We start from the raw sequence: 21,827 nt of genomic DNA, 5'->3' as shown, positions 1-21,827 counted from the left end.
CCGTGAACACCACCCTCCGCCGGGCCGCCCGCACGACCGCGGTCGCCGCCCTGTCCGGCGCCCTCGGAGCCGGACTGCTCACCGCCGCGGCCGTCGCCGCCGCCCCTGCGGCGACCGCCGCGACCACCTGCAGCGGGACCGCCTCCCTCTACGGTGTCCTCCCCGACGGCCGGCTCACCTTCAGCACCATCACACCCGCCACCGGCGACCTGAAGAAGGTGCTGGTCGGCGCCGACCTGGGCTTCGAGCCCAGGACGATGGCCACCCTGAACTTCAACACGATCCTCGTCACGTCTACGGCCGGCGCCCTCTACCGCCTCGACGTGCTCACCAACAACACCTCCCTCGTCCTGGAACGCCCGCCCGTCAAGCTCTTCGACAGCGGCTGGACCCACGACAAGCTCACCTACGACGGCCACGGCCACCTCTACGGGACGGCCGGGGGCCTGCTGATCCAGTACCTGGTCTCGCAGCCCAAGCCGACCGGCTCGGCGCACATCGGGCAGCGCAAGGAGATCGGCAGCGGCTTCGTCCTGAAGACCCTCACCGCCGCCGGGGACGACCGGCTCCTGGCCACCACCGCGGCCGGCGCCCTCTACTCGTACACGATCAACAGCGATGGCAGCTGGGATCGCGACGACCTCAAGGCCTCGGGCTGGTCGGCCTTCGACCAGGTCGTCTCACCCGGCGGCGGCCTCTACTACGGCCGGATCGCCAGCACCGGCGCCATGTACTGGTACAAGGACGCCAATCCGGCCGACGGCTCCGGCGCCGACATCGCCTACCACAACGAGACGCCCGTCAACACGGGCGGCTGGACGCAACAGTTGCTCTCTGCCCAGCCGGCGACCTTCAGCTGCACCACCACCGCGGACCCCCTCGACGGCCGGGACATCCCCGCGGTGAAGGCGGCCGGACGCGACCTGATGAACAAGCACGACGGCGGCGCCTGGAACAGCTCCGCCCAGTGGAACTGCCTGGAGCAGCTCTGGGACAAGGAGAGCGGCTGGCGTTACTGGGCCGACAACCCGAACTCCACCGCCTACGGCATCCCGCAGGCCCTGCCCGGCTCCAAGATGGACGCCTTCGGCGACGACTGGCGCACCAACCCCGTGACGCAGATCAAGTGGGGCCTGTCCTACATCGACGGCCGGTACGGCACGCCCTGCGGCGCCTGGACCCACTTCCAGAACAACAACTGGTACTGAGCCGCGGCCCCTCCCGCGCCCGCGCCGTACCCCTCCACCTCACGACCTCCCCGGCCCGACGCGCGTGCGTCAGGGCTGCCCGAAAACCGGAGACACCGATGCTCTCGACGTCCCTCAAGCGCCGCCTCGCCGCCACCCTCGCCGTCGGCGCCACCACCCTCGGCCTGGTCACCGTGTCCTCGGCGCCCGCCCAGGCCGCCGCCATCTGCGGCGGCGACGTGTCCGTGTACGGCACCCTCCCGGACGGCCGCCTCACCTACACGGCGATATCCCCGAACACCGGGGACCGCGTGAAGACGCTGATCGGCGCGGACCTCGGCTTCACCCCCAAGGCGATGGCCACCCTCAACTTCAACACCGTCCTGGTGACCTCGACGGCCGGCGAGCTGTACCGCGTCGACATCCAGACCAACGGCAACGCCCTCGCCCTGGCCGGCGTCACGAAGATCTGGGACAGCGGCTGGACCTTCGACAAGATGACCTACGACGGCGCGGGCCACCTCTACGGCACCGTCGGCGGCCAGCTCCACCGGTACAACGTTTCCCAGGCCAAGCCCAGCGGGCCCGCCCACATCGCCAAGCACGTCGTCATCGACGAGGGCTTCGTCCTGAAGACCCTCGCCGCGGCCGGCGACGACGTCCTCGTCGCCAGCACCGCCGACGGGCGGCTGCTGTCCTACCAGATCAACGGCGTCGGGGACTGGGAGAGCGCGGAGCTCAAGGGCAGCGGCTGGTCGGCGGTCGACAGCCTGGTCTCGCCCGGCGGCGGCCTCTACTACGGCCGGACGAACGGCGGTATGTACTGGTACCACGACGCCGACCCCACCGACGGCAAGGGCGACGACATCGCCTACCACCCCGGCGACCCGGTCGACGCGAGCGGCTGGACCCAGACCCTGCTCTCCGCTTTCGCGGGCGACTGCACCTACCGTCCGCCGGCCCCGCCGACCCCCACCCCCTCCACCAAGGGCGGCCAGATCGCCCGTAGCGAGATCATGAGCCGCGCCCTGAACTGGCTCGGCCGGGACATCCCCTACAGCCAGAGCGCGTACGCCTCCGACCCGGACGGCGACCACACCTACCGCACCGACTGCTCGGGCTTCATCTCGATGGCCTGGCACGCCTCCACCAGCTACACCACCGCCAGCCTGCCGAGCGTCAGCGCCACCATCTCCAAGTCCGACCTGCAGCCCGGCGACGCGCTGAACACCTCGGACGGGCACGTGGTGCTCTTCGAGAAGTGGATCGACAAGGGTGCCGGAAAGTTCTCCTACATCCACGAGTCCAACCCGAACGACGACATGATGCGTGGCCAGGACTACCTCAACGGCGGTAGCGACGGACGTATCGCCGGCCACGCCGCGTCCGGCTACGTCGCCCTGCGCTACGACAAGACCATCAGCGGCTGACGCAGCCGCAGGAAGGCCGGACCGCCCTCGGACGGTCCGGCCCACCGGCGCGTTCGGAGCGGGTCGGTCACGCTGCCCGTCAGACCAGGGGGTGCTGGGCCGGCTCGTCGGGCAGGGCGGGGGCCGCCGCCCCCACCCGGCGCCCGATCATGCGGGCGATCACATCCGGGGTCACCGCGCGGGAGTACAGCCAGCCCTGCCCGGTGTCGCAGCCCACGCGGCGCAGCCGGGCCGCCTGCCCGGCCGTCTCCACGCACTCCGCGGTCACCGTGAGGCCCAGCCGGTGGGCGAGCTGGACCAGGGCTTCGACGATGGTCTCGTCGGCCGGGTTCGGGTGCGCGCCCTCGTCGTAGCGGAAGCCGCGTACGAAGGAGCCGTCCAGCTTCAGCACCGAGACCGGCAGCCGGCTGAGGTAGGCCAGGTTCGAGTAGCCGGTGCCGAAGTCGTCGATGGCGATGCGCACCCCCATGTCGCTCAGCGCCTGGAGCGCCTGGAGCGGCCGTCCGGCCGAGCCCATCACCGCCGACTCGGTCAGCTCCAGCTGGAGCAGCTGTGGGGCCAGGCCCGTCTCGGCCAGGATCTCCGCGACGTCGCCCACCAGGTCCGAGTCCCACACCTGCCGCACGGCGACGTTGACGGACACGAAGACCGGGGCGTCGCTCGGCTGTTCGATCTGCCAGCGGCGTGCCTGCCGGCATGCCGTCCGCAGGACCCACTGGCCCAACTGGACGATGGAACCGTCCTCCTCGGCGATGCCGATGAACCGATTCGGCGTCAGCGTGCCGAACTGCGGGTGCCGCCAGCGCACCAGGGCCTCGACACCGCGCAGCGCACCGCTCTCCAGGTCCACCAGCGGCTGGTACTCCAGGGCGAACTCGCCCCGTTCCACGGCCGGCCGGAGCGTCGAGGACAGCGCCTGCCGAGTCATGCGGTGCGCGTTGCGCTCCGGGTCGAAGAGGGTCCAGCGGGCTTTGCCGTCCGCCTTGGCCCAGTACAGGGTCGTGTCGGCGGCCTGCATCAGCCCGGTCGCCGAGGTCCCGTCCGTGGCCCGCTCGACCACGCCGATGGAGGCGGAGACCGACAGCCGCTGTCCGGCCAGGTCGAACGGCTCCTGCACGGCCGTCAACACGCTGCGCGCCAGGTCCGCGAGCTGCTCGGTGCCGGTGGAGTCCTCCACGAGCACGGCGAACTCGTCCCCGCCGAGCCGTGCTACCAAGTGCCCGCCCGTGCGCCCGTAGCCGGACTGGTCCGCGCACTGGGTGAGGCGGGAGGCGACGGCCGTCAGCAGCCGGTCGCCGACGCGGTGGCCGAGAGTGTCGTTGACGGCCTTGAAGCCGTCGAGGTCCAGGTAGCACAGGCCGATCCGGCCGGTGCCGCCGCCGTGGTCGTACGTGGAGGCCTCCAGGGCTGCGGAGAGCCGCTCGAAGAACAGCGCCCGGTTGGGCAGCCGCGTGACCGGGTCGTGCATCTGGAGGTGCCGCAGCCGGGCCTGGAGGTCGCGCCGGTCGCTGATGTCGGAGACGGACAGCAGGACGTTCCCGGTGCCGGGTACGGGCCCCAGGGTGACCTCGGTCCACAGCGAGTGCCCGTCGGGGTGCTTGAGGCGGCGGGTGCAGCGCAGCCGGGCCTGGCGGCCGCGCAGGACCTCCTGGTACGCGGCCCAGGTGCGGGCCTCCGCGGCCAGGTCCACCAGGTCGGCGGCGGACCGGTGGACGAGCAGGTGCGGTTCGCTGCCCAGCAGGCAGGCAAAGGCCTGATTGGCCGTCACCACGTAGCCCTCGCGGTCCACGACGGCCATGGGGAGGTGCGCCGCGTTGAAGGCGGCCCGGTAGTCGCGCAGTTCGGACTCGGCGCGATGAGGCGCCGACGGAACCGACGGCAGTACCGGCACTGATGGGTGACGCTCCGTAGTGGCCGATCGGATGCTGTCGGCCGCCGAACCGGTTCCTTCTGAGGTTCCGCTCACCGTTGGCCCCGCAGTGTTCGTGAGTGTCCGTGCAGGAAAGTGTGCCGATCATAGAGGCTGCCGGGAGGCCCTATCCAGCGGCGTCACCGGATGAGACGCGGCGGTTCGGCGTGATGACGGATCGTCGGACCGGGACCGCCTGATCGATTCCGTGCGGCTCTGAGCGGGTCGCGCCCCCTCCTGATCTCTGGTGATCGGTCGTGACGTTCTGTAGGTGGTGGCGTGAAGTCCGGGGGTCACCGGCTTGCCGTACTGCTCACTCGTGTGGGGCAGCGGAACAGGGCATAAGTAAGACAATCGCCTCAAGGTGGCTAAAAAGGAATGAATCCACCACCGGAGGTCGATGTGACGCGACAGCAGACACCCGGGGGAGTGGACCGCTCTCGCGTCCGAAGTACCGCCGCGGCGCTCACTTCCCTGACGGCGCTCGCCGCCATGTCGCTCGTCGCGGGTCCCGCGGTGGCCGATTCCGGCGCCGGGCCCTGCGCCCTGACCCGCACGGCGGCGCACCACTCCCTGGGGCTGGACTCCTGGAACGGCTCCTACCCCAAGCCCGAACGCACCCTCGACGCGGTGATGGTCTTCCTCTCCTTCCCTGATCACCGGGACACCCTGACGCCCGAGCTGCTCACCCGCGACTACTTCCCCGCCACCAGCGACTTCTTCGAGCAGGCCTCCTACGGCCGGTTCCGCCTGGTCCCGCACCCGCAGAAGGAGTGGATCCAGATGCCGCTCCCGTCCACCGCGTACGGCATAAAGCGTGACTGGGCCCCCGGCGACCGGGCCGCCTACCTGCGCGATGCGGTCGCCGCGGCCGACCCCCGGGTGGACTTCGCCCAGTACGACATCGTCTACTTCGTCGCCGACCCCGACGCCCCCGGGGTGGACTCCGACGCCACGAAGGTCGTGAACTTCGACCGCCCGATCATCGCGGACGGTGCGGAGCTGCGCCGGATCGTCACCGTCTTCGAGCGCCACCCGCCGGACCGCAACGTACTCGCGCATGAGACCGGCCACGTCTTCGACCTGCCGGACCTCTACCACCGCCCCACCGACGGCAAGGGCGACTGGGACACCTACGTCGGCGACTGGGACGTCATGGGCAGCCAGTTCGGGATGTCCCCGGACCTCTTCGCCTGGCACAAGTGGAAGCTGGGCTGGCTGGACGCCTCCCAGGTGGACTGTGTGCAGTCGGGCTCGTCGCTGCACACCCTGCAGCCGCTCGGGCAGGCACCGCCCAGCGGCGGCACGGGCGGGACCCGGCTCGCGGTCATCCGGACGGGGCCGGGCAGCGCGATCGCCGTCGAGGCCCGGGGCTCGTCCGGCAACGACGGCGGCACCTGCACCGAAGGCGTCCTTGTCTACCGGGTGCGCAACGAAGCGGCCTCCGGTGGCGGCCCCATCGAGGTGCTGGACGCGCACCCGCAGACAGAGGCGTGCTGGGACCGTTCGGTCTACCCGCCGCTGGCCGACGCCCCGCTGGAGGTGGGCGAGACGTACACGGTGCCGGGGGAGCGGATCACCATCGAGGTGGCCGACCGCACCAGGTCCGGCGCGTACACGGTGAAGATCACGACATGACGAAGAAGGCCCCCCACGCGCGTGGGGGGCCTTCTTCCGTCTGTGCGCCGCCAGGGACTCGAACCCCGGACCCGCTGATTAAGAGTCAGCTGCTCTAACCAACTGAGCTAGCGGCGCTTGCTGACGAGGAAGACATTAGCAGGAGGATCGGCGGAACGAAAAATCGATATCCCCAGGTCCCGTCGGTGCGGCGGTGCGGGCCGCCCGTACGAAGGCCCAGAGCAGGGCCTCGGGCCCGGGGAGCCAGGGTTCCCGGACGTCGGGGGCTGCGAGCCAGCGCGACCCGCCGGGGCCGGAGGCGAGCGGCGGGACGGTGACGGCGTCGCCGCGGCCGTGGCACAGCGGCGCCGGGGCGCGGCGTGAGGCCCCCCACTCCTCCCACGCCAGCAGGGCGGGCAGCCGGGGTGCGGTGCCGGGGGTGGCGAAGAGCAGCATCCGACCGCGGTGCACGGCGACCGGGCCGGAGCCGGGCCCCTCGGCCCGGAGCAGGTCCAGGACGCGGCGCCCGAGCAGCACCGGGACGTTGACGACATCGAAGGCGCGCCCGCAGGGCAGCGTGGCCGGCAGCCCCGGCCGGGCCTGCCACAGGGCGAGGGTGCGGCGGGGCTGTGCGGAGGCCGAGGCGAGCCAGGCGGCCCCCTGCGCGGTGACGTGCGGGGCGGGCGTGGTGCGCGGGCGCTCGCCGGGCGCGTGGAGGGCGGTGCATCCGTGGGCCGTCGTCAGCGTCGTCATATGCCAAGGTCTACCTGCCGTAGCGGGTCGAACCCGCGGAGTTACCGAAAGCCGGGACGGGGCGGGCGGGTAGGCGGTACATTGCCCCCGCATATGCCGGATGCGGGGTGTCCGGCCGCGCGGGCGGCCGGCCGTGCCGCCATCAGGCCAGGTCGGCGCGGCCACGCTGCAGGGTCTCGCCGAACTCGATCATCTTGAGGGCGTAGTCCTCGGTCCACTCCGCCCGCTCGGCGATGGCTCCCGGGGTGAGCCGGTCGAACCGCCGGGGGTCCGCCAGCTGCGCGGCGGCCAGCGCCTGGAACTCCACCGCCCGCTCCTGCGCCGCCCGGAAGGCCAGCGTCAGCTCGGTCGCACGGGTCAGCAGTTCGCGCGGGTCCTCGATCGACTCCAGGTCGAAGAAGTGCTCCGGATCCGCCACGGCCTCCGAGGGTTCGAAGAGCAGCGGCGCCGGCCGCAGCCGTCGCTCGGTCCGCTCGGGCTCTGCCATTCCTGTCCTCCTGCTGCGCGTGCGAAATCCTTCCGGGCCACCGTCCATTGTCCAGCGCCCCGCAAGGGTGCGCGCCGACGGGTTGGAACGCCCGTACGGCCGGTGAGGTGCGCGAGTAGCCGGGCGGGTCCCGTGGCGGGGGAGTCGATCAGGTGATCGGCCGTCAGTCGTTGGCGGCCCGCGCCCGCCCCGCCCGGCGGTCCGCTCAGGCGGTGACGGCCTCGGCCGTGAGCTCCGCCTCGCGCCCGGCCGCCAGGGCGGCCACGTCGGCCAGTACCGCTGCCAGCTCGCCGGAGAGGGCCTCGGGGGCCTCGAAGCCCTCGGCGCCGATCAGCTTGGGGATGCCCGGGACCGCGACGGAGTGCTCGGCGGGCAGCATGCCGAGGCGGGTCAGGATCGGGAGCAGCATCTCGGCGGCCGGGGCGCCGCCGGTGGGGCCGGCGCTGTAGCTGACGATGCCGACCGGCTTGCCCTTCCACTCCTCGTAGAGGAAGTCGATGGCGTTCTTGAAGGGCGCGGTGAAGCCGCCGTTGTACATCGGCAGGACGAAGAGGAAGGCGTCGGCGGAGTCGACCAGGGCGCTCCAGTCGCGGGTGTGCTGGTGGGCGTAGTTCCCGGTGGAGGCGTACTCCGGCTCGTCCAGGAAGGGCAGTGCGATCTCGGCGAGGTCGACGGGGGTGACCTCGAAGCCGCCGTGGTCGCGGGCCTGGGCGGTGACCCACTGGGCGAGCGGGCGGCCGGAGGAGGTGGGGCGGGTGGCGGCGGAGACGACGTGCAGGCGGGTCATGGGGGCGACTCCCGGTCGATGAGTTGTTGATGTGTCATCTATCAAAGCGTTATATGAGTGACGTGTCAACCAGGTAGATGATGTGTCATCGATCTGGCTACAGTGGAATGCATGACCCCCGCATCCGAGCCCCGCTGGCTCACCGAGGCCGAGCAGGACGCCTGGTACGCCTGGCGGCGGATGTTCCCGCTGGTCGACGCGGAGATCGCGCGCGACCTCAACCAGGACAGCGGGCTGTCGGAAGCCGACTACGACGTGCTGTCCGTGCTCGGCTCCACCGACGGCCGCCGCATGCGCATCAGCGCACTGGCCGAGCTGATGCAGTGGTCCCGCAGCCGGCTCTCCCACCAGCTCACCCGCATGGAACAGCGTGGCCTCGTCCGCCGCGAGGACGTCGCGACCGACGGCCGCGGCGCGGAGGTGGTCCTCACCGACACCGGGGTGGCCGCGATCACCGACGCCGCACCACTCCACGTCGAATCGGTGCGCCGCCACCTGATCGACGTCCTGACCCCGCAGCAGCTGCAGGCCCTGGCCGAGGTGGGCGAAGTGCTCCGGCGCCGCTTCGGCGCCCACCGCAAGGCCGGGGGCTGAAGCGGAGCGCCCCGACCCCCTACGGCCGCCAGGACACCCGGTGCTCCGCCAGGTGCGCCAGGACGGAGTGGTTGGCCTCCCAGCCGTCCGGGAACTTCATTGTCACGCCCAGCTGCACCGGCTCGGTCGACGGATGGTCGTCCAGCAGCTCCGCTATGCCCGCCCGGGCCACCACCACGCAGGCGTGCCGGTGTCGGGAGGCCAGCACGCACAGCCGGCCCGTCTCCAGATGGAAGGCGGTCGCGTCCGGGCGCCCCGACAGCGGGTGCAGCACCACGGTGAGGTCGTACTCGCGGCCCTGCAGCCGGTTCGCCGTGTCCACCGTGACCCCGCCGACCCCGAGGGCGGCCAGCGCCGCACGGACCGCCGCCGCCTGGTCGCGGTGTGCCGTACCGACCGCGATCCGGTCGGCCGTCAGCGGCACCGGCCCCGCGGACTGCTCGTCGGAGGTCACCGCCCCGCGGTCCAGGACCCGGCGCACCACCCGGGCCACCGCGCCGACCGCCTCCGGATCGGTGCGCGGCGTGTGCCGCGCCGGCAGCTCCAGCAGGCCCCAGCCCGCCTCGGCGGCCTCGTCCAGCACCCGGTCCGGGCCCGACCCGTCCGAGGGCACCCCGTACGAGAGCTTCCGATCGCCCGGCCCCGTACCGCTGCGGAACTGCGTGTACGGGTAGAAGGCGCGCGAGACCAGCGGCGCCGCCGTCGCCGGGAGCCGCCAGGACACCGGCAGCCGGTGCTGCGGCAGCTGCGGGTTGTGCGCGAGCAGCGTGCTCACCGCAGACGCCGACGGGTCGTAGGACAGCCCCGCCCACTGCTCCGCGCCCACCACGCTGAACGGGTCCAGCTGCCCCGGGTCGCCCACGAACAGCGCCCGCTCGAACAGCCCGGCCACGGCCAGCAGAGCGTCGGAGCGCATCTGGTACGCCTCGTCGACGATCGCGTGCTGCCACGGCTCGACGTCCTTCACGAACGCCCACTTCGCGGCCGTGGAGAGGGTGATCGGTAGTTCCGCGAGGTCCCCCGGCCTGGCCGAGAGGGTCACCGACGGCAGCTCCCGCAGCGCCGGGTCGTAGGAGTCGCCCTCGCTGCTGTGCAGCCGGCCGACCTTCAACTCCGGGTCCTTCTCGGCCAGCCGCAGCACCAGGTCGTCGACCTGCGCGTTCGTCTGCGCCACCACCATCAGCCGGCGGCCGGCCGCGGCCAGCTCCCGGGACGCCCGGACGACGAGCGTGGACTTCCCGGCGCCGGGCGGGGAGTCGACCACGACACCCCGCTCGGTCCCGTGCAGGGTGTCGTGCAGGATCGCGGCGGTCGCCCGGGCGGCCGCCGCACCCGGATCGAAGGCGGCGGGCGCGGACACGGGAGTCACAGGATGTCCTCCTCGGTGACGGCGTCGGGCAGGTGGAGGGCGGCCCCGGACCCCGGCGGACCACCGTGGGTCCACGGCGTCCGCTCCGGGTCCGGGAGCTTCGGGCCGCCGCGCGCGTCGTGCTCGAAGAGCGTCCAGCACACGCGGTCCCCCTCCTCCGGTACGGAACCCGGCTCCGGGTCCCGGCCGCGTCCCATCTTGTCGAGGAGCCGCAGCACCACCTGCCCGTCCTCTTCGAAACGGACGAACCGTGCGCTCTGCGACCGTCCGTCCCCGTCCAGCACGCGGTACACGGTCGCACCGCCGCCGTCCGCGAGCTGCGGCCGGTCCTGCGAGGACACCGTCACCAGCGGCCGCGGACTGGGCCGCTTCGACTCCGTCCACTCCATCACGACCTCGGTGACCTCGCCCTCGAAGGCCTCGCCCGCAAGCCGCCGGCCCGCCATGACCAGGGGGTCGTCCAGCGCCTCCTGAGCGTCCAGCCGCACCTGCTCGGTCTCCCGCGTGGCCAGCTTCTGGGCCGCCGTCACCGCGTCGTCGCGGCGCGGCTGCGGCGGCTCGCCGGCCCGTACGCGGTCCCGGTGGCCGGTGTACGACCAGCGGTCGCGCGTCCAGCGCTCCTCCGCCCGCTCGCCCGGCGGCAGGGCGCGGGCCAGGCCGATCGCGGCCCAGGTGGCCCGCCAGGTGCTCGACATCTGCTCCACGACCAGCCGACGCACCGCGCGCTCGGCCTCGCGCACCGCGCGGTCGTCCTCCCCGGGCCCTGCCGCCAGGACCGCGCGCGCCGCGTCGTAGCGGGCGATGGCCGGCGCGAGCAGCTTGTTGTCGAAGGCCGGGTCGGTGGCCGGACCGGCCGGCGGGCACAGCAACTGCCCGTGCCCGTCGCGGCCCAGCTCGGCGCGCAGGGCCGCCTCGGCACCCGACCCGCCCGCGGGCGGGTCGATCCAGGCCAGGAGTGCGCCCAGGTGCTGGTCCTCCAGATTGCTCTGGCCCGTCGCCCAGTGCCGGGACAGCAGGTCCGTCGCCGACAGCAGCATCGAGGATCCGGGCACTCGGGCCCGCTCGCCCAGGTGCGTGAACCAGCGGCCCAGCAGCGGCACCCGCGACGGCGCCGGATGGGGATGGTCCGGATCCTCCTCGGCGGTGCGCCTGAAGCGCATCGACCGCCCGAGCAGCCGCACGTACTCGATGCCCGCCCGGCTCGGCACGATCAGCTGCGGGGCGTCCACGCACAGCTCGGTCTCGACCTTCACCCGCTTGCCCGTCTCCGGGTCGGTCTCGCTCCGCTCGGCCGGCTCCACGTCGTCGGCGTGCGCCTCGATGTGCGCCAGCACGTGGACCGCGAGGTCCGCGAGGAACGCCCAGCGCAGGTCCCGGTCGCGGGGCTGGGGTATCACGAAGACCCGAGGCTCGTCCGGATCGGTGCCGACCATCGCGCCCAGCGGCGCTCCGGCCTCGCCGGCCGTGGTCAGCGGCACGAAGACCAACGGCTTGTCGCTCAGGTGGCGGTGGCGCACGGTCGCGAGCGGCTGCGCGCGGCCGGCGCGGACGGCCTCCAGCCGGGCCAGGGTGCTCAGCAGGGGCATTCCGGGCTCTCCGGGACGTGCGGGCGGGGCAGGGCGGCGGACCGTTCCAGCGCCTCGGCGCGCAGCGTGGCCGCGCGGTGCAGGGCGGCGGCGGTGGGGTCCTCGGTGCAGCCGGCGCCGGCGGCGGCCGCAAGGGCCTCCTCGACGGTGGTCAGCGCGCCCAGCTCGCCCCGTACGGAACGGCCCAGGGCCGTCACCTCGCCGGCGGCGCGGGCCCGCTCCCGGCAGTGGAACGCCAGCTCGCAGGCGGCCAGGCACTCGGGCGCGTAGGCGGCGTCCACCGCCGACACCGCCTCGGCCAGCTCCTCGGCGGGCCGCTCCGGGTCGAAACTGAGCCCCTCGGGCAGTGCGGCGGCCAGCTCGTCGACCCGGGTCAGCCGGTCCAACTGGCGGCGGGTCACGGAGCGCTCGCGGCGGATGTCGACGGGAGCGGCGGTGGGCAGGTTGGAGAAGTCCTTCGGGCAGACCAGCAGCACGCTGTGGCCGACCTCGGCACCGGCCAGCTTCCCGGCGATCCGCTCCAGGGCCAGGACGTAGACGGCGGCCTGGCGGGCCGCCGCGCCCACCTTCGCGGCGTCCGCGGCCGCGTCGATCATCGGGAACGACTTGATCTCCACCACGGTCCAGCGGCCGTCGGGGTGCACCACGACGGCGTCCGGCTCCAGGTACGCCGGGGTGCCGGCCACCTCCAGGGCCAGCATCGGGTGGTCCAGCAGGGTCCAGTCCTTCGCCGAGGTGGCCTCGCGCAGGGCCAGGGCGGTCCGGGCGGCGCGGCCCTCGGGCCCGGCGGCCGTCAGGTCGGGGACGAGGGCGCCGGCGCCGGGAGGCTCGGCGGACGCGTCCAGGTGCGCGTGCACCAGCCGCAGCAGCTCGGCCCCGCCGTCCCCCTTGACCTTCGCCTCGAAGGAGTTGCCGCGGATGATGGCGAACTGCGACTGGCCGAAGGCGGCGGGCGAGCCCAGGGCCGTGGCGAGGGCGTTCTTGTCCACGCCGGCGCCGTCGAGCAGGGCGCGTCTGCCGCAGCCGGGGTTGGCGGCGAGGGCCGCGAGCGCCCGGGCGTCGAGCGGGCGGGGTGGTACGGCGGGGCCTCGCAGGCCGGCGAGCCGCTGCCGCAGCGTGGTCGGCTGCGCGGGGCTGCTGGGCGGGTAGGAGCTCACCGCGGAAGTCTCCCATCCGCCACTGACAATCGTGTGCGGAGCCGGGAAAAGGGCCGGTGGGAGAGCAGGTCGGGGGCGTGATGGATGATGGACGGACGAGGAAACGCACCGACCGGGAGATTCTCATGGCCCCCCGCATCCTGCTGGCCCGGCACGGCCAGACGGCGTGGTCCCAGCTCGGCAAGCACACCGGGCGCACGGACGTGCCGCTGCTGGAGGAGGGCAGGCAGGGCGCGAAGCTGCTCGGCGAACGCCTGGCCCGCGACCCGTGGCGGGGCCTGCCCGGCCTGCAGGTGCGCACCAGCCCGCTGGTCCGCGCGAGCGAGAGCTGCGACCTGGCGGGCTTCGGCGCGCGGGCCGAGCCGTGGGACGCGCTGCTGGAGTGGGACTACGGCGACTACGAGGGCATGACGCCGTCGGAGATACAGGCGGTCCGGCCGGGCTGGCTGATCTGGCGCGACGGCGTCCCCGGCGGCGAGTCCGTCGCGGACGTCTCGGCGCGCGCGGACGAGGTCGTGGCGTGGGCGCGCTCGGCGGAGCGGGACGTTCTCGTCTTCGCCCACGGGCACATCCTGCGCACCCTGGCCGCGCGCTGGCTGGGCTTCGACGCCTCCTTCGGCGCCCGGATCCGCCTTGAGCCGACGTCCCTGTCGGTCCTCGGCTGGGCCTACGGCGCGCCCGCGCTGGAACGCTGGAACGACACGGGCCACCTGGACGTCTAGCACCGGCTCCGCGGACCGGGCCGGCCTACGCGGAAGCGTGGCGGGCCAGGAACGCGCCCACGCGGGGGGAGCGTTGGTGGGGGACCAGGGCCGTGGCCGTCCGCGCCAGCATCGAGCGGACCCGCGTCGACTGGACCTCGGCGAGGAGGTCCAGCACCCGGCCGCCCGCCCACGCGGCCTCGTCGGGGGCGTCCGCCCGCGCCAGGTCGCCGGTCAGCTCGGCGGTGTAGAGGGCGACGTTCCGGGCGAAGTGCGGATCCTGGAGGTCGGCCGCCCGCCGCGCGTGCCGCGCCGCGCGGGCGTGTTCCCCGAGTGCCGACCAGCACCGCGCCTCCAGCGACTCCAGTTCCGCCTCACCGAAGAAGGACATCCACTCGGGGTCGGCCTCCGCGGGCCCCCGGGAGAACTCCCGGTGCGCCCGCGCCAGCGACTCCTCGCAGGCCCTGCGGTCGTCGAGTCCCGCCCATCCGCCCGCCTCCCGCAGCGCGAGCAGCGACAGCAGCCGGGGCGAGCCGAGGCCGGACGCGGCCCGCCGGCCCGCCTGGGCCGCCCGTACCGCCTCGCGCGCGCGGCCGGTGTCCCGGGCCAGGAAGGACATGTTGCTGAAGGCGTGCGCCTCCAGGCCCGCGTCCCGCGCCACCCGGGCCGTGGCCAGGGCCTCCGCGTAGTGCGAGCGGGCGTCGTCGAAGCGGCCCGAGTCATGGGCCAGCCAGCCGACCGAGACGGCCAGTTCACCGGCGCCCGCGTGCAGCCTGTCCTCGGTGGACTGCCGCGTCGCCCCGGCGTCGAGGAGGGCGTAGGCGGTGCGCAGCGGCTCGGACGCCTTGCGGTACAGGGCGTCCGCCCCGTGCCGGTCGTCCAACAGTCGGATCCGGCGTACGGCGTCCTCGACGGCGGCGGCCTCGGACTCGCCGGCGCGGGCGGGCGGCCGGCGGGAGTCGCCGAGCAGGGTGATGCCGAGCGTCGCGGCCGCCACGGTCGCGGAGCCGCCCGCCATGAACGCGCGACGCAGCACGTCGCTCTCCTTGGCACTGGAAGGGGAAGGGGAAGGGGGAGGGGGGATGGGGACGGGGACCGGGTGGGGGCCGCGGTGCGCAGAGCGCCCGCGGACGCTCTCGCGGGGGGAGAAGCCCAGGTCGGCCAGGGTCCGGCCGGGGTACATGTGGAGGAAGACCCGCTCGTAGGCGTAGTTGGGACAGCGGATCTCGCCGGACTCGACCCGGCCGATGTAGCGCGCGTCGCAGGAAACCGTTTCTCCGATCTCCTTCGCCGCCCGCCGTACCAGGGCCGCGAACTCGGCAGGGGAGTGCTGCCCGCGCAGCCGCCGGAACGTGGAGTTGGGTGAGTGGGGGAACGCCGCCATGGACGTGACCTCTCTGGCAAGGAACGCAGCGCCGGTGCGGTGGCTGGTGCCGTGGGGCCCGGCGCGCTTGAACGTACCGCCAGTGACGGGGTGTTCACACGATGTTTAGCTACAAAACGGATATCTCACCCGTGATCTGCCATGAACTGCCATCCTTTGCAGCGTCTTGGTGCCGCACCCGTTGACGTTCCCGCGCGTTGAACCCATGCGGATGCGGATCGAGGAGGGGTTCCCCTTGGTGGAGGCCGGCATGGAGAGCACTGGAACGAACACCGCGCCCGGGCCTGTGGGGGTCCCGGACCTGGACCTGGTGACCGTGCCCACGCGGCAAGGCCTGGAGGCGGTGGACATCATCCGCCGGTCCGCCGGCCGCTCCGGCCCGGTGGGACCCGTCCTGCACGACGGGTCCGGCAACACCCTCGGCTTCCTCGTCCCGCCCGGCACCGCCGACGCCTGGGACCTGCCGGGCAGCGCCTGTACGCAGTCCGACGGGCGGGGGATGCGTTTCGGCGACGCCGTCTCGCCCACCGCGGGCGCCACGGGCTGGCTGCTCCCGCCGGAGGCGGTCGGGCCGGTCACCGACCCCGAGGTGTTGCGCGCGGCGCTCGGCGAGGCGGCCCGGCTGATCGAGGCCGCGGACAACTGCCGCTGACCCCTCTCGCCGGGCCGCCGCGCACAATGGGGTGGTGGCAGGCAAGGACAGGAACAAGGGCAGGCAGCGGGGGCGCGGCGGCGCCGAGACGGTCGTCGGGCAGGTGGACGGCGGCCGGGCGGAGCTGGAGCCGGACCGGGAGCGCACAGCCGCCTGGACCCTGCTGATCGACGGTGCCCCGCAGTCGCACGTCGATCTGGACGATCCCGGGTACCTGGACTTCTCCTACCAGCGGCGGATCGGCCACCTCATCGACCTCGCCGCGCCCGCCCGCCGGCCGCTGAACGTCGTGCACCTGGGCGGCGGCGCCTTCACCCTCGCCCGCTACACCGCGGCGTCCCGCCCCCGCTCCGCCCAGCAGGTCGTGGAGATCGACTCCGCCCTGGTGGCCTTCGTACGGGAGCACCTGCCACTGGATCCGCAGGCGCGGGTCCGGGTCCGGGCGGTGGACGCCCGGGCCGGCCTGGCGAAGGTGCCGGACGGCTGGGCGGACCTGGTGATCGCGGACGTGTTCAGCGGGGCGCGCACCCCGGCGCATCTGACGAGCGCCGAGTTCCTGGACGACGTACGCCGGGCCCTGGCGCCCACCGGGTGGTACGTGGCGAACCTCGCGGACGGGCCGCCGCTGACCCACCTGCGCGGCCAGATCGCGACGGCGGCGTCCCGGTTCACCGAGCTGGCGCTGGCCGCGGACCCGGTGGTGTGGCGGGGGAAGCGCTTCGGCAACGCCGTGCTGGTGGCTGCCGACCGGGAGCTGCCCGTCGCGGAGTTCACCCGGCGCGTCGCGGGCGACCCGCATCCGGGCCGGGTCGAGTACGGCCGGGCACTGGCGGACTTCGCCGGCGGCGCGGCCCCGGTCGGGGACGCCTCCGCGGTGGCCTCCCCGCAGCCTCCTCCCTCCGTCTTCCGCTAGGGAAGAGGGCAACCCCCTTGTGCGGGCGGGACTCCTGGAAGAGGATCAGGTTCAGTTCCCGTTCCGGATCCAGCTTCAGTTCCCCTTCCTCACCCCTTATCCCCTTCCGCCTCACCTTTCAGCTTCCCCTTCCCCTTCCCCTTCCGGCGGTCGTTCGCACGGCGCGGCCTGTGAACACCATCCGGTCTGTCCTCCATGTGACGCGCTCAGGAAACGGCCGACGATGCCCGATCTCCCCGCTTCATCCGGTGCTCCGACCCCGAGCACGCCCAGTACCGCAAGCTCCGACTACACGCGCAGACTCGCCCGTCTGGAGCGGTCCGGGCTCAAGCGGCTGCTGCCCACGCAGGCCCCCTACCGGTGGCACCTCCAGCGGCTCCGGCTGGGCCGGGTGCTCGACGTCGGCTGCGGGCTGGGGCGCAACCTGCTCAACTGCGGACCCGACAGCGTCGGCGTCGACCACAACCCGCACTCGGTGCGGACCTGCCGTGAGCGCGGGCTGAACGCCTACACCCCGGACGGCCTGGCCGAGGCCCCCGACTGCGGTCCCGGGTCCTTCGACAGCCTGCTGGTCGCGCACGTGCTGGAGCACGTCGAGGAGGGGACGGCGGCGAGCCTGCTGGAGCAGTACCTCCCGCTGGTCAGGCCGGGCGGCTCGGCCGTCATGATCACCCCGCAGGAGGTCGGCTTCCGCTCCGATGCCACCCACATCCGCTGGGTGGGCTTCGAGGAGCTGCGCAGCCACGCCGCGAAGGCCGGGGTGGCGGTCCGACGGACGTACTCCTTCCCCTTCCCCCGCCTGATGGGCAAGGTCTTCCCGTACAACGAGTTCGTGCTGGTGGGTACGGTCCCCGCCTGATCCTCGCAAAGGGCCGGCCCCTGCCGGTCCGGCCCTGCGCGCCGTCCACCGGTGCCCCGGCTCAGGGGTCGACGATCTCCACCATCGGCGGGTGGTCGTGCCAGGTGCAGAAGACCGACACCTCCCGGCCGTCCCGGGTGAAGGTGACCCGGATCCAGAAGTCCTGCTTCCACACCTGCATGCGCCAGCCGGCCGCCGGTGTCGCCGAGACCAGCTCGGCCGAGGAGGCGCCCAGGGAGAAGGTGACCCGGCCGCCGGAGACCGGATAGGCCCGCACCTCCCCCGCGCTCCGGCCGCCCTCCTGCTGCCCTCCGCCCGGGGAGGCCGCGGGCTTCTGCGACGGCTTGTCGGCGGAGGAACCGGCGGACGGCGACGCGGTCGGGCCGGGCGACTGGGACGGCGCGCCGGACGGGGTCCCCGACGGGGACTCCTCGGGCTGTGCCCGCCGGGTCGAGGAGGACAGCGGCTGCCCGGTCAGCGGCACCGCGAGCGGCCGGTCGTATGCCGTGCCCGACATGACGGTGTGGACGCCCCACCAGCACAGCGTCACCGCCGCCCCGGTCGCGAGCATCCATGCCGCGGCATGCACAAGTCCTCTTCGCATCAGTGCACATACTGCACCACGTGCCACAAGAGCGGCCCGACACCCCGTGCAGTCGTCCGGATGGACTACGGTGCGGCCCATGGCAAGTGTGCTCGTGGTCGAGGACGACCAGTTCGTACGTTCCGCCCTCATCCGACACCTGACCGAGGCCTCGCACACCGTGCGGAGCGTCGGCACGGCCCTGGAGGCGCTGCGCGAGGTCGCCCACCACCGCTTCGACGTGGTCATCCTCGACCTCGGCCTGCCCGACCTGGACGGGTCGGAGGCGCTGAAGATGCTGCGCGGCATCACCGACGTGCCCGTGATCATCGCCACCGCGCGCGACGACGAGGCCGAGATCGTCCGGCTGCTCAACGACGGCGCCGACGACTACCTGACCAAACCCTTCTCCGTCGAACACCTCTCCGCCCGGATGGCCGCGGTCCTGCGCCGGGCGCGGGCCGCCGCCGGGACCGAGCCGCCCTCGCGGGTCCTACGCGTCGGAGGCCTCGCCATCGACCCGCTGCGCCGCCAGGCCGAACTCGACGGGGCGGTACTGGACCTCACCCGCCGGGAGTTCGACCTGCTGGCCTTCCTCGCCGGGCGGCCCGGAGTGGTCGTGGCCCGGCGTGAACTGCTCGCCGAGGTCTGGCAGCAGTCCTACGGGGACGACCAGACCATCGACGTCCACCTGTCCTGGCTGCGCCGCAAACTCGGCGAGACCGCGGCCCGGCCGCGCTACCTGCACACCCTGCGCGGGGTCGGCGTGAAGCTGGAGCCACCGCAGTGATGCCGCGATGAGATGGGCCCTGGTCAAGGTGTGCCTCGCGGTCACCGCGATGGTGGTCGTGGCCTTCGCCGTACCGCTCGGGCTCGTCGTCCAGGAGATGGCGAGCGACCGGGCCTTCTCCAACGCCGAGCGGCAGGCCGCCACCATCGGCCCCACGCTGTCGATCACCACCGACCCGGCGCAGCTGAGCAAGGCCGTGGAGTCCACGCAGATGGGCGCGGCCCGACGGATGGCCGTCCACGTGCCCGCGATCGGCGACAGCCCGCCGGTGAGTATCGGCAAGGGCCGGGCCGGGGAGCGCGCGGTCGCGGAGACCCGGCGGATGGGGCGGGCCACGACGGCCACGGTGCCCGGCGGCGGCTCCGCGCTCCTCCAGCCGACCGCGCTCGGGTCCGGGGACATCGCTGTGGTGGAGGTCTTCGTACCGGAGAGCGAGGTCAGCAATGGCGTCGCCACCGCCTGGCTGGTGCTGGCGGGCGTCGGACTGGCCCTGATCGTGGGTTCGGTCGCGGTCGCCGACCGGCTGGGCGCCCGGCTGGTCCGGCCGGCCGAACGGCTCGCGGACGCCGCGCACCAGCTGGGCGAGGGGCGGCTCGGGACGCGTGTGCCCGAGGCCGGGCCGAAGGAACTGCGCTCCGCCGCCGTCGCGTTCAACGCGATGGCGGACCAGGTGGTGGAGCTCCTCGCCAACGAGCGGGAACTGGCCGCGGACCTGTCGCACCGGCTGCGCACCCCGCTGACGGTGCTCCGGCTCAACACCGCCTCGCTCGGGGACGGTCCGGCCGCGGACCAGACCCGGGCGGCCGTGGAACAGCTGGAGCGCGAGGTCGACACGATCATCCGGACTGCCCGGGAACAGCGCCCGGCCACCGGCCTGGTCGGGGCGGGAGCGGGCTGCGACGCCTCCGAGGTGATCCGCGACCGCATGGGCTTCTGGTCGGCGCTCGCGGAGGACGAGGGCCGCGAGGTGCGGCTCGCCGGGGTGGACCGTGCGGTACGGATCCCCGTGGCCCGGCCCGAACTCGCCGCCGCCCTCGACGCCATGCTCGGCAACGTCTTCCGGCACACCCCCGAGGGCACCCCCTTCGCGGTCGACGTCCACGACGCGGGCGACGCCGTGATCGTGCTCGTCTCGGACGCGGGACCCGGCATCTCCGACCCGGACGCCGCCCTGCGCCGCGGCAACGACGGCGCCCGGGACGGGTCCACCGGCCTCGGGCTGGACATCGTGCGCCGGGTCGCGGAATCGACCGGCGGCGACGTGCGGCTGGGCCGCTCGGTGCTCGGCGGCACCGAGGTCCGCGTGTGGATCGGCCTGGACGGGCGGAGCACGGGCGGCCCGGGCGCGGGGCGGCCCGGCCGCGGCCGACGCGGCAACCGACGTAACCGGGGGCGCGCCACGCCGTGACCGGGGGCGCGCCTAGCAGGCAGGATGTCCTGATCTCGGTACGGTCCGCGGCATGGACACCCTCATCTTCGGCGGGCTCCTCGCCACGCTGGTCGCCATGTACCGGGAGACGTCCCGGATGGTCGTGCTCGGGGCGTGGTGGGCCGTGCTCGTCGCCGTCACCCTGCTGATGGCACACCACATCACCGGCAGCCTGGCCCTGACACTGAGCTGGTGACCATGGCGACGATCGAGACCCTCGTCCCGGAGACCGCGCCCGAGAGCCCGCCGCTGGGCAAGGTCCAGTACTGGTTCGCCTGCCTCTTCGCCGTCGGCTGGACGGGCGTGGTGGGCGCCGGCCTCGTGCACCAGTTCGTGCAGGGGGAGCACCCGTGCCCGCTCTGCGTGGTGCAGCGCATGTTCATGTTGCTGGCGGCGCTGGGAGCGGCGTACATCATTCGCACGGCGCTGCACCGCGGCTCGGTGACGGGCCGGCACTACATGACGGGCTGGGGCCTGACCCTGATCGCGCTCGTCGGAGGCTCCGTCGCGGCCTGGCGACAGACGACGCTCCACATCCTGCCGGGCGACAAGGGGTACGGGGGCGAGGTGTTCGGCCTCCACCTGTACGTGTGGGCGCTGATCCTCTTCCAGGCCTCCGCGCTCGTCGTCGGCATCGCCCTGGCGACCGCGCACACGACGGCGGATCGCGGCGTCCCGGCGACCGGGCCGGGCCCGCTGCGCACGGCGGGGCTGTTCGCGCTGTGGTTCCTGGGCGTGGTCATCGCCGTGAACCTGCTGGTCGTCTTCGCGGAGGAGGGCTACCACTGGTTCCTGCCGGACGATCCGAACGGGTACCGGTTCTTCTCCGACCTCGGGATGTCGGACTAGGGCACGACCCGGAAGACCGGAAGGGACGCGCGCCGCGGCGCCCCCCCACCGAACGGAAGGAAGCGACAGATGCGCTACGCAGTCCTCGGCACCGGCATCGTCGGCCGCACCGTGGCCGCCCGGCTCGCATCCCTGGGCCACCAGGTGGTCATCGGAACCCGGGACCCCGGGGCGACCCTCGGCCGGGCCGAGTACGCGGACTGGCAGGAGGCACACCCCGGCGTGGGGCTGGCCGGCTTCGCCGAGGCGGCCCGGGACCGCGAGGTGCTGGTCAACGCCACGAGCGGGCGGGGCAGCGTCGCCGCACTGACGGCGGCGGACGCCGCCCGCCCGGCGGGCAGGGTCCTGATCGACATCGCGAATCCGCTGGACTTCTCGGGCGGCTTCCCGCCGGTCCTGGACCCGGTGAACGACGACAGCCTCGGCGAGCTGATCCAACGGACCTTCCCCGGGCTGCGCGTGGTCAAGACGCTGAACACGATGAACTGCCGGATCATGGTGGACCCGGCGCGGGTCGCCGGAGAGCACCACGTCTTCGTCTCCGGCGAGGACGCGGACGCCAAGGCGACGGTGCGCGAGCTGCTCCACTCCTTCGGCTGGCCGGAGGCGAGCGTCCTGGACCTCGGCGGCATCGAGACGGCCCGGGGCACGGAGATGCTGCTGCCGGTCTGGCTCCGGCTGATGGGCGCACTCGGCCACACGGACTTCAACTTCCACATCCAGGGCGCCTGACGGGGCGGCGGGACGAGGCCGGTCCGCTGGCCGGCCGCGCCGGGACCGGCCACCGGGGG

Annotated in this window: 21 protein-coding genes, 1 tRNA gene and 1 pseudogene; 13 read left to right on the top strand and 10 right to left on the bottom strand. The window is 73.4% G+C overall.

Annotated elements, in window-relative coordinates; genetic code table 11:
• Positions 1–2 precede the first annotated feature (2 nt).
• Positions 3–1,208: a peptidase S1 and S6 gene (locus ACFW2G_RS04360; RefSeq protein WP_384580667.1), complete on the top strand. Its 1,206-nt coding sequence runs from the start codon at positions 3–5 to the stop codon at positions 1,206–1,208.
• A 98-nt stretch (positions 1,209–1,306) separates the two neighbouring features.
• Positions 1,307–2,617 carry a hypothetical protein gene (locus ACFW2G_RS04355; protein ID WP_384580670.1) on the top strand — a complete coding sequence of 437 codons (1,311 nt, stop codon included), beginning with the start codon at positions 1,307–1,309 and terminating at the stop codon, positions 2,615–2,617.
• A gap of 79 nt (positions 2,618–2,696) precedes the next feature.
• Here the strand turns inward: ACFW2G_RS04355 and ACFW2G_RS04350 are convergent, their stop codons facing one another.
• On the bottom strand, positions 2,697–4,583 hold the full coding sequence (locus tag ACFW2G_RS04350) for a putative bifunctional diguanylate cyclase/phosphodiesterase (RefSeq protein ID WP_384580672.1): 1,887 nt from the start codon (positions 4,581–4,583) through the stop codon (positions 2,697–2,699).
• Positions 4,584–4,904: 321 nt separating this feature from the next.
• On the opposite strand from ACFW2G_RS04350, the gene ACFW2G_RS04345 reads away from it, so the two are divergent.
• A complete protein-coding gene (locus ACFW2G_RS04345; protein ID WP_384580674.1) occupies positions 4,905–6,164 on the top strand; it encodes a M6 family metalloprotease domain-containing protein in 1,260 nt (419 codons plus the stop codon).
• Between the two features lie 43 nt (positions 6,165–6,207).
• Here the strand turns inward: ACFW2G_RS04345 and ACFW2G_RS04340 are convergent.
• From ACFW2G_RS04340 to ACFW2G_RS04325, 4 genes and pseudogenes are all read right to left on the bottom strand, one after another.
• A tRNA-Lys gene (locus ACFW2G_RS04340) sits at positions 6,208–6,281 on the bottom strand.
• Positions 6,272–6,896: pseudogene (locus ACFW2G_RS04335) on the bottom strand (bifunctional DNA primase/polymerase). Before ACFW2G_RS04335 ends, ACFW2G_RS04340 begins: the two are co-directional and overlap by 10 nt.
• A gap of 142 nt (positions 6,897–7,038) precedes the next feature.
• A complete protein-coding gene (locus ACFW2G_RS04330) occupies positions 7,039–7,383 on the bottom strand; it encodes a hypothetical protein (protein ID WP_384580676.1) in 345 nt (114 codons plus the stop codon).
• 205 nt (positions 7,384–7,588) lie between these two features.
• A complete protein-coding gene (locus tag ACFW2G_RS04325) occupies positions 7,589–8,170 on the bottom strand; it encodes an NADPH-dependent FMN reductase (protein WP_037923450.1) in 582 nt (193 codons plus the stop codon).
• A gap of 111 nt (positions 8,171–8,281) precedes the next feature.
• On the opposite strand from ACFW2G_RS04325, the gene ACFW2G_RS04320 reads away from it, so the two are divergent.
• Positions 8,282–8,764, top strand: coding sequence for a MarR family winged helix-turn-helix transcriptional regulator (locus ACFW2G_RS04320; protein ID WP_037923453.1), 483 nt, complete (start codon positions 8,282–8,284; stop codon positions 8,762–8,764).
• A gap of 19 nt (positions 8,765–8,783) precedes the next feature.
• Here ACFW2G_RS04320 and ACFW2G_RS04315 read toward each other — a convergent pair whose 3' ends face one another.
• The 3 genes from ACFW2G_RS04315 to ACFW2G_RS04305 are packed head-to-tail and all read right to left on the bottom strand — an operon-like array spanning position 8,784 to position 12,876.
• Complete coding sequence (locus ACFW2G_RS04315; RefSeq protein ID WP_384580678.1) at positions 8,784–10,133, bottom strand: AAA domain-containing protein; 1,350 nt, start codon at positions 10,131–10,133, stop codon at positions 8,784–8,786.
• Positions 10,130–11,719 (bottom strand): hypothetical protein, encoded by a 1,590-nt coding sequence (locus ACFW2G_RS04310; protein WP_384580680.1) that lies wholly within the window; start codon positions 11,717–11,719, stop codon positions 10,130–10,132. Before ACFW2G_RS04310 ends, ACFW2G_RS04315 begins: the two co-directional genes overlap by 4 nt.
• Positions 11,707–12,876 (bottom strand): hypothetical protein, encoded by a 1,170-nt coding sequence (locus ACFW2G_RS04305; protein ID WP_384580683.1) that lies wholly within the window; start codon positions 12,874–12,876, stop codon positions 11,707–11,709. Before ACFW2G_RS04305 ends, ACFW2G_RS04310 begins: the two co-directional genes overlap by 13 nt.
• 125 nt (positions 12,877–13,001) lie before the next feature.
• Between ACFW2G_RS04305 and ACFW2G_RS04300 the strand changes: the two genes are divergently transcribed.
• Complete coding sequence (locus tag ACFW2G_RS04300; RefSeq protein ID WP_037923460.1) at positions 13,002–13,598, top strand: histidine phosphatase family protein; 597 nt, start codon at positions 13,002–13,004, stop codon at positions 13,596–13,598.
• Positions 13,599–13,623: 25 nt separating this feature from the next.
• Here the strand turns inward: ACFW2G_RS04300 and ACFW2G_RS04295 are convergent, their stop codons facing one another.
• Positions 13,624–14,961 (bottom strand): tetratricopeptide repeat protein, encoded by a 1,338-nt coding sequence (locus ACFW2G_RS04295; RefSeq protein ID WP_384580685.1) that lies wholly within the window; start codon positions 14,959–14,961, stop codon positions 13,624–13,626.
• A gap of 250 nt (positions 14,962–15,211) precedes the next feature.
• Between ACFW2G_RS04295 and ACFW2G_RS04290 the strand changes: the two genes are divergently transcribed.
• The 3 genes from ACFW2G_RS04290 (at position 15,212) to ACFW2G_RS04280 (ending at position 17,385) form a co-directional block, all read left to right on the top strand.
• Complete coding sequence (locus ACFW2G_RS04290) at positions 15,212–15,613, top strand: hypothetical protein (protein ID WP_384445976.1); 402 nt, start codon at positions 15,212–15,214, stop codon at positions 15,611–15,613.
• A gap of 34 nt (positions 15,614–15,647) precedes the next feature.
• Positions 15,648–16,526 (top strand): spermidine synthase, encoded by an 879-nt coding sequence (locus tag ACFW2G_RS04285; protein ID WP_384445975.1) that lies wholly within the window; start codon positions 15,648–15,650, stop codon positions 16,524–16,526.
• A gap of 223 nt (positions 16,527–16,749) precedes the next feature.
• Entirely contained in the window at positions 16,750–17,385 is a 636-nt protein-coding gene (locus ACFW2G_RS04280; protein ID WP_037923465.1) for a bifunctional 2-polyprenyl-6-hydroxyphenol methylase/3-demethylubiquinol 3-O-methyltransferase UbiG, read from the top strand.
• A 61-nt stretch (positions 17,386–17,446) separates the two neighbouring features.
• On the opposite strand, the gene ACFW2G_RS04275 is transcribed toward ACFW2G_RS04280, so the two are convergent.
• Entirely contained in the window at positions 17,447–17,989 is a 543-nt protein-coding gene (locus ACFW2G_RS04275) for a hypothetical protein (RefSeq protein WP_384445974.1), read from the bottom strand.
• A gap of 79 nt (positions 17,990–18,068) precedes the next feature.
• Here ACFW2G_RS04275 and ACFW2G_RS04270 point away from each other — a divergent pair, with 79 nt between their 5' ends.
• The 5 genes from ACFW2G_RS04270 to ACFW2G_RS04250 all read left to right on the top strand — a co-directional run bounded on the left by ACFW2G_RS04270 (position 18,069) and on the right by ACFW2G_RS04250 (position 21,768).
• On the top strand, positions 18,069–18,758 hold the full coding sequence (locus ACFW2G_RS04270; protein WP_384445973.1) for a response regulator transcription factor: 690 nt from the start codon (positions 18,069–18,071) through the stop codon (positions 18,756–18,758).
• Between the two features lie 7 nt (positions 18,759–18,765).
• A complete protein-coding gene (locus tag ACFW2G_RS04265; RefSeq protein ID WP_384445972.1) occupies positions 18,766–20,166 on the top strand; it encodes a sensor histidine kinase in 1,401 nt (466 codons plus the stop codon).
• A 52-nt stretch (positions 20,167–20,218) separates the two neighbouring features.
• Positions 20,219–20,383, top strand: a complete 165-nt coding sequence (locus ACFW2G_RS04260; protein WP_172671346.1) for a DUF5993 family protein — start codon at positions 20,219–20,221, stop codon at positions 20,381–20,383.
• A 2-nt stretch (positions 20,384–20,385) separates the two neighbouring features.
• The gene (locus tag ACFW2G_RS04255; RefSeq protein WP_384445988.1) at positions 20,386–21,036 is read left to right on the top strand and encodes a disulfide bond formation protein B; all 651 of its coding nucleotides are present in this window, start codon (positions 20,386–20,388) and stop codon (positions 21,034–21,036) included.
• Positions 21,037–21,105: 69 nt separating this feature from the next.
• Entirely contained in the window at positions 21,106–21,768 is a 663-nt protein-coding gene (locus ACFW2G_RS04250) for an NADPH-dependent F420 reductase (RefSeq protein ID WP_037923473.1), read from the top strand.
• Positions 21,769–21,827 lie beyond the last annotated feature (59 nt).

It is taken from the genome of Streptomyces sp. NPDC058880 (genome assembly GCF_042742535.1).
Lineage (GTDB): Bacteria > Actinomycetota > Actinomycetes > Streptomycetales > Streptomycetaceae > Streptomyces.
The sequence above is the reverse complement of the archived record's forward strand: the minus strand, read 5'-3'. Positions and strand labels throughout refer to the sequence as shown.